At 70.8% G+C, this 18,000-nt stretch carries 12 protein-coding genes; 6 read left to right on the top strand and 6 right to left on the bottom strand.

The genetic code is table 11. The features are described 5' to 3' along the window. The first annotated feature begins 3 nt into the window (after positions 1 to 3). From ACZ5DS_RS00885 to ACZ5DS_RS00875, 3 genes are all read left to right on the top strand, one after another. Positions 4 to 1,362 carry an ABC transporter permease gene (locus ACZ5DS_RS00885; RefSeq protein ID WP_468232649.1) on the top strand — a complete coding sequence of 453 codons (1,359 nt, stop codon included), beginning with the start codon at positions 4 to 6 and terminating at the stop codon, positions 1,360 to 1,362. Positions 1,363 to 1,370: 8 nt separating this feature from the next. Next, the gene (locus tag ACZ5DS_RS00880) at positions 1,371 to 2,210 is read left to right on the top strand and encodes a carbohydrate ABC transporter permease (protein WP_468233839.1); all 840 of its coding nucleotides are present in this window, start codon (positions 1,371 to 1,373) and stop codon (positions 2,208 to 2,210) included. 161 nt (positions 2,211 to 2,371) lie between these two features. Then, complete coding sequence (locus ACZ5DS_RS00875) at positions 2,372 to 7,249, top strand: DUF3320 domain-containing protein (protein ID WP_468232647.1); 4,878 nt, start codon at positions 2,372 to 2,374, stop codon at positions 7,247 to 7,249. 55 nt (positions 7,250 to 7,304) lie between these two features. Here ACZ5DS_RS00875 and pgl read toward each other — a convergent pair whose 3' ends face one another. From pgl to tkt, 5 genes are read right to left on the bottom strand one after another with little or no spacing between them, the layout of a single operon-like run. Further along, positions 7,305 to 8,087 carry a 6-phosphogluconolactonase gene (gene pgl / locus ACZ5DS_RS00870; protein ID WP_468232645.1) on the bottom strand — a complete coding sequence of 261 codons (783 nt, stop codon included), beginning with the start codon at positions 8,085 to 8,087 and terminating at the stop codon, positions 7,305 to 7,307. Beyond that, positions 8,084 to 9,121 carry a glucose-6-phosphate dehydrogenase assembly protein OpcA gene (gene opcA, locus ACZ5DS_RS00865; RefSeq protein WP_468232644.1) on the bottom strand — a complete coding sequence of 346 codons (1,038 nt, stop codon included), beginning with the start codon at positions 9,119 to 9,121 and terminating at the stop codon, positions 8,084 to 8,086. Before opcA ends, pgl begins: the two co-directional genes overlap by 4 nt. Continuing rightward, positions 9,118 to 10,656, bottom strand: a complete 1,539-nt coding sequence (zwf, locus tag ACZ5DS_RS00860) for a glucose-6-phosphate dehydrogenase (protein WP_468232642.1) — start codon at positions 10,654 to 10,656, stop codon at positions 9,118 to 9,120. Before zwf ends, opcA begins: the two co-directional genes overlap by 4 nt. A 1-nt stretch (position 10,657) precedes the next feature. After that, positions 10,658 to 11,776, bottom strand: coding sequence for a transaldolase (gene tal, locus ACZ5DS_RS00855; protein ID WP_468232640.1), 1,119 nt, complete (start codon positions 11,774 to 11,776; stop codon positions 10,658 to 10,660). Between the two features lie 33 nt (positions 11,777 to 11,809). Further along, positions 11,810 to 13,897, bottom strand: coding sequence for a transketolase (gene tkt / locus ACZ5DS_RS00850; RefSeq protein WP_468232638.1), 2,088 nt, complete (start codon positions 13,895 to 13,897; stop codon positions 11,810 to 11,812). Positions 13,898 to 14,274: 377 nt separating this feature from the next. Between tkt and ACZ5DS_RS00845 the strand changes: the two genes are divergently transcribed. The 3 genes from ACZ5DS_RS00845 to ACZ5DS_RS00835 all read left to right on the top strand — a co-directional run bounded on the left by ACZ5DS_RS00845 (position 14,275) and on the right by ACZ5DS_RS00835 (position 16,811). After that, a complete protein-coding gene (locus ACZ5DS_RS00845; RefSeq protein ID WP_468233836.1) occupies positions 14,275 to 15,261 on the top strand; it encodes a heme o synthase in 987 nt (328 codons plus the stop codon). 58 nt (positions 15,262 to 15,319) lie between these two features. Then, positions 15,320 to 15,640, top strand: coding sequence for a hypothetical protein (locus ACZ5DS_RS00840; protein ID WP_468232636.1), 321 nt, complete (start codon positions 15,320 to 15,322; stop codon positions 15,638 to 15,640). A gap of 64 nt (positions 15,641 to 15,704) precedes the next feature. After that, complete coding sequence (locus tag ACZ5DS_RS00835; protein ID WP_468232634.1) at positions 15,705 to 16,811, top strand: amidohydrolase family protein; 1,107 nt, start codon at positions 15,705 to 15,707, stop codon at positions 16,809 to 16,811. A gap of 110 nt (positions 16,812 to 16,921) precedes the next feature. Here the strand turns inward: ACZ5DS_RS00835 and ACZ5DS_RS00830 are convergent, their stop codons facing one another. After that, the gene (locus ACZ5DS_RS00830) at positions 16,922 to 17,941 is read right to left on the bottom strand and encodes a COX15/CtaA family protein (RefSeq protein ID WP_468232632.1); all 1,020 of its coding nucleotides are present in this window, start codon (positions 17,939 to 17,941) and stop codon (positions 16,922 to 16,924) included. Positions 17,942 to 18,000: the final 59 nt, after the last annotated feature.

The following is an 18,000-nucleotide window of genomic DNA, read 5'->3' as shown; positions in this document are numbered from 1 at the left end:
ACCATGACCGCCACGCTCGTACACAAAGAGGCGAACCCGCGGGCCGCCGGCGCGGCCCGCGGGCGCCGCGGCCGGCGGCGCGCCCGGACCGTCGCCCTGCTCTTCGTCTTCCCCGCCCTGCTCCTGCTCGGCGCCCTCGTCGTCTACCCGGTGCTGTTCTCCGTCGGCCGCAGCTTCTTCGACGCCTCCGGCACCCGGTTCGTGGGCGGCGACAACTACGCCGAGATGTTCCGCGACCCGGCGACCCTGAAGGCCGTCCGCAACACCACGATCTGGGTGGTCGTGGCCCCGGCCCTGCTCACCGGACTGGGCCTGATCCTGGCCGTCCTGGTGGAGAAGGTGCGCTGGGCCACCGCCTTCAAGCTCCTGCTGTTCATGCCGATGGCCGTGTCCTTCCTGGCCGCAGGCATCATCTTCCGGCTCGCCTACGACGAGGACCCGGACAAGGGTGTCCTCAATGCGGCCGTGGTCTCCGTCCACGACGCGTTCAAGGGGACCTCGTCGTATCCGGCAGCCCGAGCGCGTGACGGGCAGGGGCTCGCCCCCGGCCGGGACGGCTCGTACCTGACGACCACGGACCTGTCCCCGGGCCGCTCGGTGGCCCTCGGCCTGGTGGGCGTACTGCCCAAGGACCTGCCGAAGGGCGCCTCGCCCGCCTACCCGGCCGCGGCCGGCAAGGCCGCCGCCGACGAGCTGCGCGGTGTCGTCTACCTGGACTTCACGCCCGGCGGGGGAGGGAAGCAGGGCAGGGTCGACCCGAAGGAGAGCGGCCTGCCCGGGATGAAGGTCGAGGCGCTGCGCGACGGCAGGACGGTCGCCGACACGACGACCGCGTCCGACGGCTCCTTCCACTTCTCGGGGCTCGGCAAGGGCTCGTACACGGTGAAACTGCCCGCGTCGAACTTCGCCCCGCCCTACCAGGGCATCTCCTGGCTCGGCCCGACGCTCGTCACCCCGGCGATCATCGGCGCGTACCTGTGGATCTGGACGGGCTTCGCGATGGTGCTGATCGGCGCGGGCCTGTCGGCCCTGCCCCGGGACGCCCTGGAGGCGGCCCGGATGGACGGGGCGAACGAGTGGCAGATCTTCCGCCGGATCACGGTGCCGCTGCTGGCGCCCGTCCTGACGGTCGTCTTCGTGACCCTCGTGATCAACGTGATGAAGGTCTTCGACCTCGTCTACATCATCGCGCCGGGCCCCGTGCAGGAGGACGCCACCGTCCTCGCGACCCAGATGTGGCTGGTGTCCTTCGGCGGCGGAAACAACCAGGGGCTGGGCAGCGCCCTCGGCGTGCTGCTCCTGCTCCTGGTGATCCCCGCGATGGTCTTCAACGTCCGCCGATTCCGAAGGAGCCAGCGATGAACTCGGCGATGACTGCGGTCAGGCGTGGCCTTGGCAACAGCCTGGTGCAGGCCTTCCTGGTGGTGATCGGCCTGGTGTGGCTGACCCCGCTCGCGGGCCTGTTCCTCTCCTCTCTCCGCTCGGCCCAGGACACGGCGAAGGGCGGCTGGTGGACGGCCCTGGCCAGTCCCGGGCAGCTGTCCTTCGACAACTACTCGGCGCTGCTGAAGAACGCCGGGATGACCCAGGCCTTCTGGAACACGGTCCTGATCTCGGTGCCGGCCACGACACTCGTCGTGGTCATCGCGGCCCTCGCCGGCTACGCCTTCGCCTGGCTGGACTTCCCCGGCCGTGAGGCGCTCTTCCTGCTGGTCGTGGCCCTGTTGGTGGTCCCGGTACAGATCGGTCTGCTGCCCGTGGCCAAACTCTTCGGCCAACTGGGCCTGTTCGGCACGATTCCCGGCGTCGTCCTCTTCCACGTCGCCTACGGCCTCCCCTTCGCGGTGTTCCTGCTGCGGAACTACTTCGCCGAGATGCCGAAGGAGATGCTGGAGGCGGCACGGATGGACGGCGGCAGCGAGTGGCGCATCTTCACCCGGCTCGTCCTGCCGGTGGGCCGCCCGGCCATCGCGAGCCTCGCCATCTTCCAGTTCCTCTGGGTCTGGAACGACATGCTGGTGGCCCTGCTCTTCGCCGACAGCTCCTCCCAGCCCCTGACGGTCGAACTCCAGTCCCAGATCCGCCAGTTCGGCAGCAACATCGATGTCCTGGCGCCGGGGGCGTTCCTGTCCCTGATCGTGCCGGTGGTGGTGTTCTTCGCGTTCCAGCGGCACTTTGTGCAGGGGGTGATGGCGGGGTCGGTCAAGTGAGCGAACCGAAGATCACGCGATGTATACCGTTTTCTCACAACAGATCCATACCGTGTTGCCGATCTGCAGTGTGTCAGGAGACGTGAACTGATAGGGAGATACCTCCAGGGGGGCCTGTGAGGGTGGCTACCCCTGTGTGCCGCTCGGGAGGTATCCACCACATGGCCCATCAGCCCCAGCCCATGATGACGGCCGTCCTCGACAGTTGGCGGAACTCCCTGCTGGACATGGGAGGGCGCAATCGGCTCCTGAACTTCCGTCACACCAGAACGGCAACCCTGGAGATCACCACGCCCGGCGCCGCAGCCCTGCTCGCGGACCTGGCGCGGGGCTGGGAGTTTGCACCGGTGCCCGAGAGGGCGGCGGGCGTGGGCCTCGAGAAGGCCGACGACGTACACGGCGGGACCGCCGGTCGGCCGCCTGGCCCTGGGCTGGTGACCCAGAAGAGCACCCAGGCGTCCCTGGACAGTGCGCTCTACCAACTGCGCCAGAAGTCCGGCCAGATGTACAACGACTACGGACTCTGGGTGCTGTGGCTCGGTGTCGGCATGCTCGGCTGGCGTGAGGCCGACGCCCACGAGAGCAGTGCCGCTCCGCTGCTTCTGGTCCCGGTCGAACTGCGCCGGGACGGCAACCGCCGCTACCGGCTCCACCCGGCCGAGGACCAGGAGCGGATCCACAATCCGGCGCTCGCGGTGAAACTCGACCGGCTCGGTGTCGACTGGAGCTCCGTCACCGGTGCCGACACCGCCGATCTGCCCGGAGTGCTCGCCGCGGCCCGCTCGGTCGCGGCCGGCCTGCAGGGCTGTACGGTCCAGGAGCGGGTGGTGCTGGGCCTGTTCGCCTCGCACCGTGAGGCGATGTACCAGGACCTCCAGCAGAACGAGGAGCAGATCCTCGGCCACCCGCTGGTGCGGGCCGTAGCCCTCGGACCGGACACGGGCCTGCCCGCCGACCTGATCGCCTTCGAACCCCCCGATCCGGACCGCATCGACGACATCCAGCTGCCCGAGAAGACGCCCCTGGTCCTCGACGCCGACGCCTCGCAGCGGCAATGCGTGGCCGCCGCCCTCGACCACCGGTCCTTCGTCATGAGTGGCCCGCCCGGCACCGGCAAGAGCCAGACCATCACCAACATGATCGCCGCGCTCATGCACGCCGGTCGTAGCGTGCTGTTCGTCAGCGAGAAGGCTGCGGCACTCGACGTCGTGCGCAACCGGCTGCGCGGGGTCGGTCTCGGGGACTTCGTCATGGCCCTGCACAGCGGTGACACGAGCAAGAAGGCCGTGGCCACCGAACTCGCCCGGGTGCTGACCACCGAGGCGCGCGTCACCGGAGCCGCCGAGCACGAACTGGAGCGCGCCCGGAAGTTGCGCGAGGAGCTGTCCGCGTACGCCGCCGCCATGAACGAGACCCGCGAGCCCCTGGGACGCACGCTCCACGACGTCCTCGGGCGCTTGGTGCTGCTGGAGCAGTCCGCCACCCCGAACCTGCCGCTCGCCGCGGAGAACGCCAAGGTTGTCCGAACTCTGACCGCCAGCGCCCTGCAGGAGCTCGGGGCCGCCGCGCGGGCGGTCGCCCGCGCCTGGCGGCCCGCCGCCGAGGGCGACTCCTTCGCCTGGCGGGGGCTGGTCGGCGTATACGCGCACCAGGTGGTCTCCGAGGCCTCCGACGCCCTCGAAGCCCTGCTCACGGTGGCCAGCCGCCGTCCCTTCGCCGCCACCCAGGACGAGCCCCGGTCGGTACGCGAGGTCCAGCAGCTCGTCCGCCTGCTGCGGGCGGGGCCCCCGGACGGGGCGGCGGATCCGGCGGACAGCAGCCTGCCGGAAGACGTCTCCGCCCAGGTCGCCCAGCTCGCCGACATGCTCGGCATGCCGAAGGCCGACCGCCCCGAGGCCGCGTTCGCCCTGTGCGAGCTCGCCGACCTGACCACATCGGGCCATCGCCCGCCGGGCGGCTGGTTCGACGCCGATTCCCTGCGCCGGGCCCACACGGCGGCCCAGGAGCTGCGTACGGCCCTGGAGGCCCAGGCCACGGCCCGTGCGACGGCTGGCGACGTCTTCCAGGAGCACGTCCTCACCGCCGCCGACCTGCCCGCCCTCGTGCACCGCTTCGCCGATCAGCACCGCGGACTGATGGCTCGCTTCTCCGCGCAGTACAAGGAGGACCGTCGGCGAGTGGCCGAGCTCACTCACGCCGGCACCTGGGACAAGTCGCTGCTGGGCCGGCTGGAGCAGGCGCTCGCCTGGCGGCAGGCCGCTGCAGAGGTGACCCGCCTGGCCGACGGGCACAGCGCCCTCCTCGGCAGGTACACCCCGCGTACCCAGGACGCGTGTGCCGACCTCGACCGGGCCCTGACGACAGCCGACCGCATCGCGACGCTGAGCCGGGATGCCGAACGCCGCGCCCTGCTCACCGACCGCCTGGCCGACGACGCCGAGCCCGATCCCCTCCCGGCCCTCCTCGCCGAGAACATCCGCAGGTCGCTCGGTGCCTGGTGCGCCGCCGCCGCAGCCCGGGCCGAGCGCTGGAACCGCGCCGTGACCGACCTGATCGACCTGTTCGACACCGCCCGCCGCACGCAGCTGTCGCCCTCCCTGCTGGGCCCCCTGGACCAGGCCAGGCAGGTGATCTGCGCCCTGCTCGCCGATCCGGAAGGGCCCGACGTCTGGCGCGCCCACCTAGACGGCATCGCCGTACTCGCCCGGCACGGAGCGGACGCTCTCGTCACGGGCGCTGCCGAGCGCGGCCTCGCACCGGACCGCCTGCCCGACATGGTGGAGCAGGGGCTGCTGCGCGCCTGGGCGGACGGCATCCTTTCCAGCGACCCGCGGCTGCGCAGCACCCGCTCCGACGACCTCGACGCGCGCGTGGCCGATTTCCGGGAGGCCGACCGGCGGCTCGTCGCCGCCGCGTCCGGCGCCGTGATCGAGGCGTGCAACAGGCGCCGGCCGCGCAGCTTCGCCGGCGGGGCCGGCGCCGTCATCGTCCGGGAAGCGGAGAAGAAGACCCGGCACATGCCGGTGCGTGAACTGCTCGGCAGGACCCGCGAGGTCGTACAGGCCATCAAGCCGTGCTTCATGATGAGTCCGCTGACGGTCAGTCAGTTCCTGCCGCCCGACTTCCACTTCGATGTGGTCGTGTTCGACGAGGCCTCCCAGGTCCGGCCCAGCGATGCGGTCAACTGCATCTACCGGGGCCGCACCCTGATCGTCGCCGGCGACGACAAACAGCTGCCGCCGACCTCGTTCTTCGACTCCTCCGTCGACGACGACTCCGACGAGTACGCCGAGGACGTACCGGACTCCTTCGAGTCCCTGCTGCAGGCCTGCAAGGCCGGCGCCATGCGGGAACTGCCACTGCGCTGGCACTACCGCAGCCGCCACGAAAACCTGATCACCTTCAGCAACCGCGAGTTCTACGACAACTCGATGATCACCTTCCCCGGAGCCCTAGTCGAGGGCAACGGCGTCGGCGTCGCCTTCTTCAAGGCCGACGGCGTCTACGACAAGGGCGGGCGCAAGGACAACCGTGCGGAGGCGGACTTCGTCGCGCGGCGCGTCATCCACCACTTCGACACCCGCCCCGGCAAGACCCTCGGCATCGTCGCCCTCTCCCAGGCACAGGCCTCGGCGATCGACCAGGCCGTGCAACAGGCCCGGCTGGCCCGCCCCGACCTCGACCACTGCTTCACCGAGGACCGTCTCGACGGCTTCTTCGTCAAGAACCTGGAGTCCGTGCAGGGCGACGAGCGTGACGTGATGATCATGTCCATCGGCTACGGCCCCGATGAACACGGCAAGGTGGGGCTCAACTTCGGTCCGGTCAACAAGCGTGGGGGCTGGCGCCGGCTCAACGTGGCGGTGACCCGCGCCCGGTACCGCATGGAGGTGGTGGCCTCCTTCCGCGGTACGAGCCTGGCGGACAGCCCCAACGAGAACATGCAGTACTTGAAGCGCTACCTCGAATACGCCGAGAACGGCCCGTCGGTCCTAGCCCGGGACGTCGTCCAGGCTGATACCGAACCGGAGAGCCTCTTCGAGGAGTCCGTCCTCGCGGTCCTGCGGGGCTGGGGCTACCAGGTCCAGCCACAGGTCGGCGTCGCCGGCTACCGCATCGACCTCGGCGTACGCCACCCGGAACTGCCGGGCGCCTACGCCCTCGGCGTCGAGTGCGACGGCGCCATGTACCACTCCTCCAAGGCGGCCCGCGACCGGGACCGGCTGCGCGAGCAGGTTCTGAACGGGCTCGGCTGGCGCCTGCACCGCATCTGGGGCACCGACTGGTACCGGGGGCGCGCCGCAGCCGAGCTGCGCCTGCGGGAAGCGGTCGAGCAGGCCGTCGCACAGGGCCCGCTCGCCGAGTCGACGTCGCCTGCCTCCTTCGACGGGCGGCCGCCCGTTCTGGGCAGCGGCCAGGCGTCGGCGCGCACGGAGACGGCGTATGCGCGGGTCCCCGTCGACAAGGGGACGCAGCGCGACTGGAGCGCCCCCTACCGGACGAGTGCCATCACCGTCGTCCCACGCCACGAACTGCACACGCCCGAGGCCCGGCCCGCGCTGCGCAAGGTGCTGGCGCAGATCATCGAAACCGAAGGGCCCATCCACGAGGACCTGATGGTCCAGCGGGCACGCGAGGCCTGGGGCGTCGGGCGCGCGGGCAACCGCATCCGGGACAACGTCCGGGAAGTGGCGCGTACGCTGGTCCGCTCGGGCCTCGTGCGCGCGGACGGTGCCTTCTACGACGCGGCGGGCCGAGGAGAGCTGAAGGCCCGGCACCCGGAGGACGACGCCACACCACGCAAGGTCGTCCTCATCGCACGGGCCGAACGTCACCTGGTGCTGTACGAACTGGCCGCAGAGTGCCCTGGCATGTCCGAGGACGAGCTCATCAAGCAGGCCTGCGACTTCTTCGGATGGCGCCGCATCGGCAGGGACATCCGGGACTGCCTGGCCGCCGACGTCGCGGAACTGCGTCGCCGGGGCAGGCTCGACGGAGGGCCGGAGCGGGTCAACGCCGTGCGCGGGCAGGAGGGTTGAAGGCAGGACAGGGGCCGGTGGGCCACCGGCCACCGGCCCCTGTGCGCGACGAAACCTACGGGGACGCCGGCGGATACAGCGAGCGCGGCAGCTGCGAGGCCGCGGCCGCGTCCAGCAGCCACAGGGTGCGCTGGCGGCCGTATGCTCCCGCCGCCGGTGCCTGGACCTCGCCCGCGCCCGACAGGGCGATGGCCACCGCCTGGGCCTTGTCCTCGCCGGCCGCGAGGAGCCAGACCTCGCGGGCCGAGCGGATCGCCGGGAGGGTGAGGGAGATCCGGGTCGGCGGGGGCTTGGGGGCACCGTGGACGCCGACCACCGTGCGCTCCGTCTCCCGGACCGCGGGCAGCTCCGGGAAGAGCGAGGCCACGTGGGTGTCCGGGCCGACGCCCAGCATCAGGACGTCGAAGGAGGGAACCGAGCCGTGGTTCTCCGGGCCGGCCGACTTCGCCAGTTCCGCCGCGTACGCCTCCGCCGCCGCCTCCACGTCCGCACCGTAGGGACCGTCGGAGGCGGGCATGGCGTGGACGCGCGCCGGGTCCACCGGTACGGCGTCCAGCAGGGCCGCGCGGGCCTGCGTGACGTTGCGCTCCGGGTCGCCCTCGGGGAGGTAGCGCTCGTCGCCCCACCACAGGTCGAGCCGGCTCCAGTCGACGGCGTCCCGCGCGGGAGCCGCCGCCAGCGCGGCCAGCAGGCCGTTGCCGTTGCGGCCGCCCGTGAGGACCACGGACGCGTGGCCCCGGGAGGCCTGCGCGTCCACGATCTTCGTGATCAGGCGGGCCGCGGCGGCCTGCGCCATCAGGTCCTTGTCGCGGTGCACGACCAGCTGCGGAGTGCTCACTTCGCCGCCGCCTTCTTCGCCGGAGCCGCCGGAGCCTTCTTGGCGGCCGCCTTCTTGGCAGGAGCCTTGGCGGTCTGCGCCACCGGCTCCGCAGAGGCCGGCTCGGCGGCCGGGTTCAGCCGCTCCACGCCGTAGCGCAGCGCCGACGCGTAGGTGTCGTCCGGGTCGAGCCGGCGCAGCTCCTCCGCCATCAGCTCGGCGGTGTCCCGCCGCTTGAGCGCCACCGCGCGGGCCGGCTGGCCCTCGATGGCCAGGGTGGCCAGCGAACCGTCGGCGCGGTCCAGGACGATCGGGCCGCAGCTCGTGTCCATGCGGACGGCCGTCAGGCCGGGGCCCGAGGAGAGGGAGCGCTTGACGGGCACGTCGAGCCGGTCCGCGAGCCACATGGCCAGCAGCTCGCAGCTCGGGTTGAACTCCTCGCCCTCCACCTCGACGGCCTCCACCTCGCAGACCACCTGGTCCAGGGCCGCCGCCAGCATCGAGCGCCACGGCGTGATCCGGGTCCAGGACAGGTCCGTGTCGCCGGGCCTGTAGGCCTCGGCGCGGGCCGCCAGCTCCCGTACCGGCTGCTCGGCGGAGTAGGTGTCGGTGACCCGGCGCTGGGCGAGCGCGCCCAGCGGGTCCTTCGCCGGATCCAGCGGGGCGTTCACCGGCCACCAGACGACGACCGGGGCGTCCGGCAGCAGCAGTGGCAGGACGACCGAGTCGGCATGCTCGGAGACCTCGCCGTACAGCCGCAGCACCACCGTCTCGCCGGTGCCCGCGTCCGCGCCCACCCGCACCTCGGCGTCCAGACGGGACGTCGTACGGTCGCGCGGGGAGCGGGAGACGCGCTTGATGACCACCAGCGTGCGCGAGGGGTGCTCGCGCGAGGCGTCGTTGGCGGCCTTCAGGGCGTCGTAGGCGTTCTCCTCGTCGGTGACGATGACGAGGGTGAGGACCATGCCGACGGCGGGGGTGCCGATCGCGCGGCGGCCCTGCACCAGCGCCTTGTTGATCTCGCCGGCGGTGGTGCCGGTCAGGTCGATCTTCATGGCCTGCGCCAGCTCCGTCCGTCTCGTGCGAGCATCTCGTCCGCCTCGGCGGGACCCCAGGTGCCCGACGGGTACTGAGCCGGCCTGCCGTGCTTGTCCCAGTACTCCTCGACCGGGTCGAGGATCTTCCAGGACAGCTCGACCTCCTCCGTGCGCGGGAAGAGGTTGGCGTCGCCCAGCAGCACGTCCAGGATCAGCCGCTCGTACGCCTCCGGGCTCGACTCCGTGAACGACTCGCCGTAGGCGAAGTCCATCGACACGTCCCGGATCTCCATCGAGGTGCCCGGCACCTTGGAGCCGAAGCGGACGGTGACGCCCTCGTCGGGCTGGACGCGGATGACGACCGCGTTCTGCCCCAGCTCCTCGGTGGCCGTCGTGTCGAAGGGGGAGTGCGGGGCCCGCCCGAAGACGACGGCGATCTCGGTGACCCGGCGGCCGAGCCGCTTGCCGGTGCGCAGATAGAAGGGGACGCCCGCCCAGCGGCGGTTGTCGATCTCCAGCTTCACGGCCGCGTAGGTGTCGGTCTTCGACCTCGCGTCGATGCCGTCCTCTTCGAGGTAGCCGATGACCTTCTCGCCGCCCTGCCAGCCGGCCGCGTACTGGCCGCGCACGGTGCTGCGGCCCAGGTCCTTCGGCAGCCGGACCGCGCCCAGCACCTTGGTCTTCTCCGCCGCCAGCGCATCCGCACCGAAGGAGGCGGGCTCCTCCATCGCGGTCAGCGCGAGCAGCTGGAGCAGGTGGTTCTGGATGACGTCACGGGCGGCGCCGATGCCGTCGTAGTAGCCGGCGCGGCCGCCGATGCCGATGTCCTCGGCCATGGTGATCTGCACATGGTCCACGAAGGACCGGTTCCAGACCGGTTCGAACATCGTGTTGGCGAAGCGCAGCGCCAGGATGTTCTGGACGGTCTCCTTGCCGAGATAGTGGTCGATCCGGAACACCTGGTCCGGCTCGAACACCTCGTGCACGACCTTGTTCAGCTCCTCGGCCGACTCCAGGTCGTGGCCGAACGGCTTCTCGATGACCGCGCGCCGCCAGGAGCCCCCGGTCTGGTCGGCCAGCCCGTGCTTCTTCAGCTGCTGGATGACCACCGGGAAGGAGCGCGGCGGCACCGACAGGTAGAAGGCGAAGTTGCCGCCCGTACCCTGGGCCTTGTCCAGTTCCTCGATGGTGGCGCGCAGCCGCTCGAAGGCGTCGTCGTCGTCGAAGGTGCCCTGGACGAAGCGCATCCCCTGGATGAGCTGCTGCCAGACCTCCTCGCGGAACGGCGTACGGGCGTGCGCCTTGACGGCGTCGTGGACCTCGGCGGCGAAGTCCTCGTGCGCCCACTCGCGGCGGGCGAAGCCCACCAGGGAGAAGCCCGGCGGCAGCAGACCCCGGTTCGCGAGGTCGTAGACCGCGGGCATCAGCTTCTTGCGTGACAGGTCGCCCGTGACGCCGAAGATGACCAGGCCCGACGGCCCCGCGATGCGCGGGAGCCGTCGGTCCGCGGGGTCACGAAGCGGGTTCGCTCCGGAACCAGCTAGGGGTGACAACTCAGCCCTCCGAGGGAGCGAGGCGCTTCAGCTCCGCCTCGGTCGACTTCAGCAGATCGTTCCAGGACGCCTCGAACTTCTCGACGCCTTCGTCCTCCAGTACCTGGACCACGTCGTCGTACGCGATCCCGAGCTTCTCCACCGCGTCGAGCTCGGCGCGGGCCTGCTCGTAGGTGCCGCGGATGGTGTCGCCGGTGATCTCGCCGTGGCCGTCGGTGGCCTCCAGCGTGGCCTCCGGCATGGTGTTGACCGTGTTCGGCGCGACCAGGTCCTCGACGTACAGGGTGTCCTTGTACGCCGGGTCCTTCACGCCGGTCGAGGCCCACAGCGGACGCTGCTTGTTGGCGCCCGCCTTCTCCAGCGCGAGCCAGCGGTCGGAGGAGAAGACCTCCTCGTACGCCTGGTAGGCGAGCCGCGCGTTGGCGACGGCGGCCTTGCCGCGCAGCGCCTTGGCCTCGTCGGTGCCGAGCGCGTTCAGACGCTTGTCGATCTCGGTGTCCACGCGGGACACGAAGAAGGACGCCACGGAGCGGATCAGCGACAGGTCCAGGCCACGCTCCTTGGCCTTCTCCAGGCCGGCCAGGTAGGCGGCCATGACCTCGCGGTAGCGCTCCAGGGAGAAGATCAGCGTGACGTTGACGCTGATACCGAGGCCGATGACCTCGGTGATCGCCGGCAGACCCGCCCGGGTGGCCGGGATCTTGATCAGCGTGTTCGGGCGGTCGACCAGCCAGGCCAGCTGCTTGGCCTCGGCGACGGTGGCCTTGGTGTTGTGCGCGAGCCGCGGGTCGACCTCGATGGAGACCCGGCCGTCCTGGCCGCCGGTGGCGTCGAAGACGGGGCGCAGGATGTCGGCGGCGTCGCGGACGTCCGCCGTGGTGATCATGCGGATGGCCTCGTCGACCGTGACCTTGCGGGCGGCGAGGTCGGCCAGCTGCTGCTCGTAGCCGTCGCCGCCGCTGATCGCCTTCTGGAAGATCGTCGGGTTGGTGGTGACGCCCACGACGTGCTGCTGGTCGATCAGCTCGGCGAGGTTGCCGGACGTGATCCGCTTGCGCGACAGGTCGTCCAGCCAGATCGCGACGCCTTCTTCGGAGAGGCGCTTGAGTGCGTCTGTCATGGAATTACATCTCCTACGTGTCGTATATGAGCGTCAGCGCTGGGCGGCGGCGAGGGATTCCCGGGCCTGGGCGGCCACGTTCTCGGCAGTGAAACCGAACTCGCGGAAGAGGACCTTGCCGTCGGCGGAAGCACCGAAGTGCTCCAGGGAAACGATGCGACCGGCGTCGCCGACGTACTTGTGCCAGGTGAGACCGATGCCGGCCTCGACCGCGACACGAGCCTTCACGGACGGCGGCAGCACGGAGTCCCGGTACGCCTGGTCCTGCTCCTCGAACCACTCCACGGAGGGCATCGACACGACCCGCGTCGGCACCCCGTCGGCCTGCAGCTGCTCGCGGGCCTCGACGGCCACGTGCACCTCGGAACCGGTGGCGATGAGGATGACCTGTGGCTGGCCGCCCTCGGCCTCGAACAGGACGTAACCGCCGCGCGCGGCCTCGTCGTTGGGCTCGTACACCGGCACGCCCTGGCGGGTCAGCGCGAGCCCGTGCGGGGTGCCCTTGCCGAACTCCTTGGTGTAGCGCCCCAGGATCTCGCGCCAGGCGATCGCGGTCTCGTTGGCGTCCGCCGGGCGGACGATGTTCAGGCCGGGGATCGCACGCAGCGAGGCCAGGTGCTCGACCGGCTGGTGCGTCGGGCCGTCCTCGCCGAGGCCGATGGAGTCGTGCGTCCACACGTACGTCACCGGCAGGTGCATCAGGGCCGACAGGCGCACCGCGTTGCGCATGTAGTCGGAGAAGACGAGGAACGTACCGCCGTAGATGCGGGTGCTGCCGTGCAGGGCGATGCCGTTCATCTCCGCGGCCATGGAGTGCTCGCGGATGCCGAAGTGGATCGTCCGGCCGTACGGGTCCGCCTCCGGCAGCGGGTTGTCCGCCGGCAGGAACGAACTGTGCTTGTCGATGGTGGTGTTGTTCGACCCGGCCAGGTCGGCGGAGCCGCCCCACAGCTCGGGGATCACCGCGCCCAGCGCCTGCAGCACCTTGCCGGAGGCGGCACGGGTGGCGACGCCCTTGCCCGGCTCGAAGACGGGGATCTTCTCCTCCCAGCCGGTGGGCAGCTCGCCCTTGCTGATGCGGTCGAACTCGGCCGCACGCTCGGCGTTGGCGTTGCGCCACTCCTGGAAGGACTTCTCCCACTCCGCCTTGGCCTGACGGCCCCGGTCGAGCGCCTCGCGGGTGTGGTTCAGCACCTCGTCGGAGACCTCGAAGGACTTCTCCGGGTCGAAGCCGAGGACACGCTTGGTGGCCGCGACCTCCTCGTCGCCCAGCGCCGAGCCGTGCGCGGCCTCGGTGTTCTGCGCGTTCGGGGCCGGCCAGGCGATGATCGAGCGCATCGCGATGAAGGACGGCTTGTCCGTCACCTTCTTCGCGGCCTCGATCGCGTTGTAGATGGCGTGCGGGTCCAGGTCGCCGTCCGGCTTCGGGGCGATCCGCTGCACGTGCCAGCCGTACGCCTCGTACCGCTTGACGGTGTCCTCGGAGACGGCGGTCTCGGTGTCGCCCTCGATCGAGATGTGGTTGTCGTCCCACAGCAGGATCAGGTTGCCCAGCTCCTGGTGACCGGCGAGCGAGGACGCCTCGGCGGAGATGCCCTCCTGCAGACAGCCGTCACCGGCGATGCAGTAGATGAAGTGGTCGAAGGGGGACTCGCCCTTCGGGGCGTCCGGGTCGAACAGACCGCGCTCGTAGCGGGCGGCCATGGCCATGCCCACGGCGTTGGCGACACCCTGGCCGAGCGGGCCGGTCGTCGTCTCGACGCCCTTGGTGTGGCCGTACTCCGGGTGGCCGGGGGTCTTCGAACCCCACGTACGGAAGGCCTTCAGGTCGTCCAGCTCCAGGCCGAAGCCGGCCAGGAAGAGCTGCGTGTAGAGGGTCAGGGACGAGTGGCCGGCGGACAGCACGAAGCGGTCGCGCCCGACCCACTCCGGGTCGGCCGGGTCGTGCCGCATCACCTTCTGGAAGAGGGTGTAGGCGGCCGGAGCCAGGCTCATCGCCGTACCGGGATGGCCGTTGCCGACCTTCTGTACGGCGTCGGCGGCCAGGACGCGGGCGGTGTCCACGGCCCGCTGGTCCAGCTCGGTCCACTCAAGGTCTGTGGTGGTCGGCTTGGTGCTCACCCTGGGTCAGGGCTCCTCTCCACATGTCGGTCGCCGGTCGTCGGGGCATGCGCCCACCCGGCCGCCGGTGCACTGCGTGCCCACCGGCGGCCACGAGCCTACCCCCGTAAGGACGTGCATTTTTTCGAGTCATTCCAGACTGCCGGGACTCTGGGAGATCCGCCTCCCGACTGGCCGAGGACGCATTCGGCACATGAATACGGAGCCGCTCATCTGACTGCTCAATCGAGCCCTATGACCCCTCTAATGGGCCGTCCGCCAACACGACCCCACCCCCGCGAAGGCCGAGGTATGGGCAACGTCTAAAGTGGCGTGGTACGCGCGAGCCTTTACCGGGACTTCACACGGGGAGGCTTGCTGGGATGTCTCTGTCAGGGGTGTGCGTGACGGCCGTCGAATCCCGGCCTGGGGGCACCTCCCAGGCCGTCAAGGCTCTGGGGGAGGGTGCGCTCGGGACGAGCCAGAGCCCGGTTCACCGGCCGTTCGGGGCTCGTGTCAAGGCGTTTGTGGCTCTCACCAAGCCGCGGATCATCGAGCTGCTGCTCATCACCACCGTCCCGGTGATGTTCCTGGCCGAGCAGGGCGTGCCCGACCTGAAGCTCGTCCTGCTCACCTGCATCGGCGGCTACCTCTCGGCGGGCGGCGCCAACGCGCTGAACATGTACATCGACCGCGACATCGACGCCCTGATGGACCGCACCTCGCAGCGCCCGCTGGTCACCGGAATGGTCAGCCCGCGCGAGTGCCTGGTCTTCGGCATCACCCTCGCGGTCGTCTCGACGCTGCTGTTCGGTTTGACCGTCAACTGGCTGAGCGCCTGGCTGTCACTCGGAGCGCTCCTCTTCTACGTCGTCGTCTACACGATGATCCTCAAGCGACGCACCTCGCAGAACATCGTGTGGGGCGGCATCGCCGGCTGTCTGCCGGTGCTGATCGGCTGGTCCTCCGTCACCGACTCGATGTCCTGGGCGCCGATCATCCTCTTCCTCGTCATGTTCTTCTGGACGCCGCCGCACTACTGGCCGCTGTCCATGAAGGTCAAGGAGGACTACGCACGCGTGGGCGTGCCGATGCTCCCGGTCATCGCCTCCAACAAGGTGGTCGCCCGGCAGATCGTCATCTACAGCTGGGTGATGGTCGTCGTCTCCCTGCTGCTGACCCCGCTCGGCTACACCGGCTGGTTCTACACGCTGGTCGCGCTCGCGGCCGGTGGCTTCTGGCTGTGGGAGGCGCACGGCCTGCAGAACCGGGCGAAGGCCGAGGTGACGGGCGTGAAGCTGAAGGAGATGCGGCTCTTCCACTGGTCGATCACGTACGTGTCGATCCTGTTCGTCGCCGTTGCGGTGGACCCTTTCCTGCGCTGACGTACGTCACAGGGCCCTGCCCTCGCCAGCTGATCTACTCGTGAGTAGCATCCAGACCATGGCAGACACGCAGCAGGTTGACCCGAAGGCCGAGCGCACGGCGGCCCGGCTCGCGAAGCAGATCAGCGCCTTCTCCAAGGCGCACGGCGGTGCCGAGGGCCAGGTGGCCTACATCGGCGAGCGCGGCGCCCGGATCGTGCTCGTGGGCGAGGACGGCGGCTGGGGCGACCTGGTGGCACCCACCACCGAGATCGCCCGGCAGGCGGTGCAGAAGGCGGGCATCACGGTCCACGAGTCCTTCGACGGCGAGTTCGCGGCCAAGGTCCGGACGGGCCCGTACGAGTGGAAGCGCATGGCCGGCATTCAAGTAGGCGGCTGAACCGCGACCTCGAACCGGGTTCACCCGTTAGGACGTGTACGACCACGTCTCACGGGGAGCCCGGATGATCGACACGCCGTCCCTCGTGGACCAGTACTGCCACGGCGTACTGCGCAGCGAACTGGGCCTCGGCACCTTCGAGGCCCAGCTGGCACGCACCGAGGGACCGCCGGCGCCCGGCACCACCCTCTTCGACACACAGACGGGCTTCGCCGTACGTCGCTGGTGCCCGCCCTTGCTCGGCCTGGAACCCCACTGCGCACCCGCCAGATATCTCGCCCGCCGCCGCGAACTGGGCGTTCTGGAATCGGGCCGCAGACTGCTGCGAGGCAGCGGCATCACGACCTACCTCGTCGACACGGGCCTGCCCGGCGACCTCACCGGCCCCACAGAGATGGCCTCCACGGGCAACGCCGAGGCCCGCGAGATCGTCCGGCTGGAGCTGCTCGCAGAGCAGGTCGCCGACACCTCCGGCACCGTCGAGTCCTTCCTCGCCAACCTCGCCGAATCGGTCCACGGCGCGGCAGCGGAGGCCGTCGCCTTCACCTCCGTCGCGGGGCTCCGGCACGGCCTGGCCCTGGCCCCCGAGCCGCCCGGGCCGGGCGAGGTGCGGGGCGCGGCGGGCCGCTGGCTGGCCGGGCGGCGGGTCGGCGGCGAGCTGACCGACCCGGTGCTGCTCCGGCACCTGCTGTGGATCGCGGTCGCCTCCGGACTGCCCCTCCAGCTGCACGCCGGGCTCGGCGAGCCGGGCTCGCGCATCGACCGTACGGACCCCGTGCTGCTCACCGACTTCGTCCGGGCCACGGCCGGGCTCGGCACGGACCTGATCCTGCTGCACGGATACCCCTACCACCGCCACGCCGCTCACCTGGCCGGCGTCTTCCCGCACGTGTACGCCGACTCCGGCGCGGCCCTCGTCCGCACCGGCGCCCGTGCGGCCACGGTCCTCGCCGAGATCCTGGAGCTGGCCCCCTTCGGCAAGATCCTCTTCTCCAGCGGCGCCCACGGCCTGCCCGAGCTGCACGTCGTCGGCGCCCGTCTGTTCCGTGAGGCCCTGGCCCGGGTGCTGGGCACCTGGGTGGCGGAGGGCGCGTGGTCGCTGGGGGACGCCCAGCGGGTGGCCCGGATGGTCGCGGCGGACAACGCGCGCAGGGTGTACGGGCTGGGGTGAGCTGTACACCCTCGGGCGGGTGCTGCAGGGGCGCGTGCCCGCCGGGCTGCTGCCGCCGGTGCCGGACCGGGAACTCGGCGACCGGCGCGTCGGGCCCGGCTGACCCGGGACTACCTGGGCCCGGCGATCGACGCGCTCACGGCGTCGTACGACTGAACGGGGAGGCCGGCCGTGTCATCGGGGCGTTCCCGCAGGGACAGCAGGACGCGCAGGATCCCGATCCACACCAGGCAGGAGCCGAACATGTGCAGGCCGACGAGGACCTCGGGCAGGTGCGTGAAGTACTGGACGTAGCCGATGACCCCCTGCGCCAGCAGGATCAGGAACAGCTCACGGGTGCGGTCGAGGGGACCCTTGGGGGCGTCGACGGCCTTGAGGACGAACCACAGGGCGAAGGTGAGGGTGACCACGATCCAGGCGAGCACCGCGTGCAGCTTGGTGACCGTCTCCCAGTCGATCGGGATCCGCTCGACCTCGCTGGAGTCACCCGCGTGCGGCCCGGCCCCGGTCACCACCGTGCCGACCGCGATCAGCAGCACGGACGCGGCCACCAGGAACCACACCAGCTGCCGCACGGCCTTGCCGACCAGCGGCCGCGGCGCCCCGTCGCCCTCGCGGGTGCGCTGCCACATCACCGTGGCGACGGCGATGAGCCCCGAAGAGAGCAGGAAGTGCGCGGCGACCGTGTACGGGTTCAGGCCCACCAGGACCACGATGCCGCCGAGCACCGCGTTGCCCATGACCACCCAGAACTGCGCCCAGCCCAGCCGGGTGAGGCTGCGCCGGTACGGCTTCTCGGAGCGGGCGGCGATGATCGCCCAGCCGACGGCCGCGCACAGCACGTACGTCAGCATGCGGTTGCCGAACTCGATGGCTCCGTGGAAGCCCATCGCGCTGGTGGTCGTCAGCGAGTCGTCGGTGCACGTGGGCCAGGTCGGGCAGCCCAGGCCCGAGCCGGTCAGGCGGACGGCACCGCCGGTGACGACGATGACCACCGACATGACGAGCGCGGCGAGCGCCGCCCGCCGGACCGTCCGGGGGTCAGGGGTCCAGCGTGCGGCGATGAAGGCGAGCGGGTTGCGCAGGGCCGCTACGGCGTCGGCGCGGGTCAGCTTTGGCACGCGCACCATCGTAGGGCGCCGCTTGTGCACGCTTTCACGAGGGGCACCTCTTCACGAGGAGTTCCCGG

This window comes from Streptomyces sp. NPDC031100, from assembly GCF_055570785.1.
This window is presented reverse-complemented; position numbering and strand designations above follow the sequence as displayed.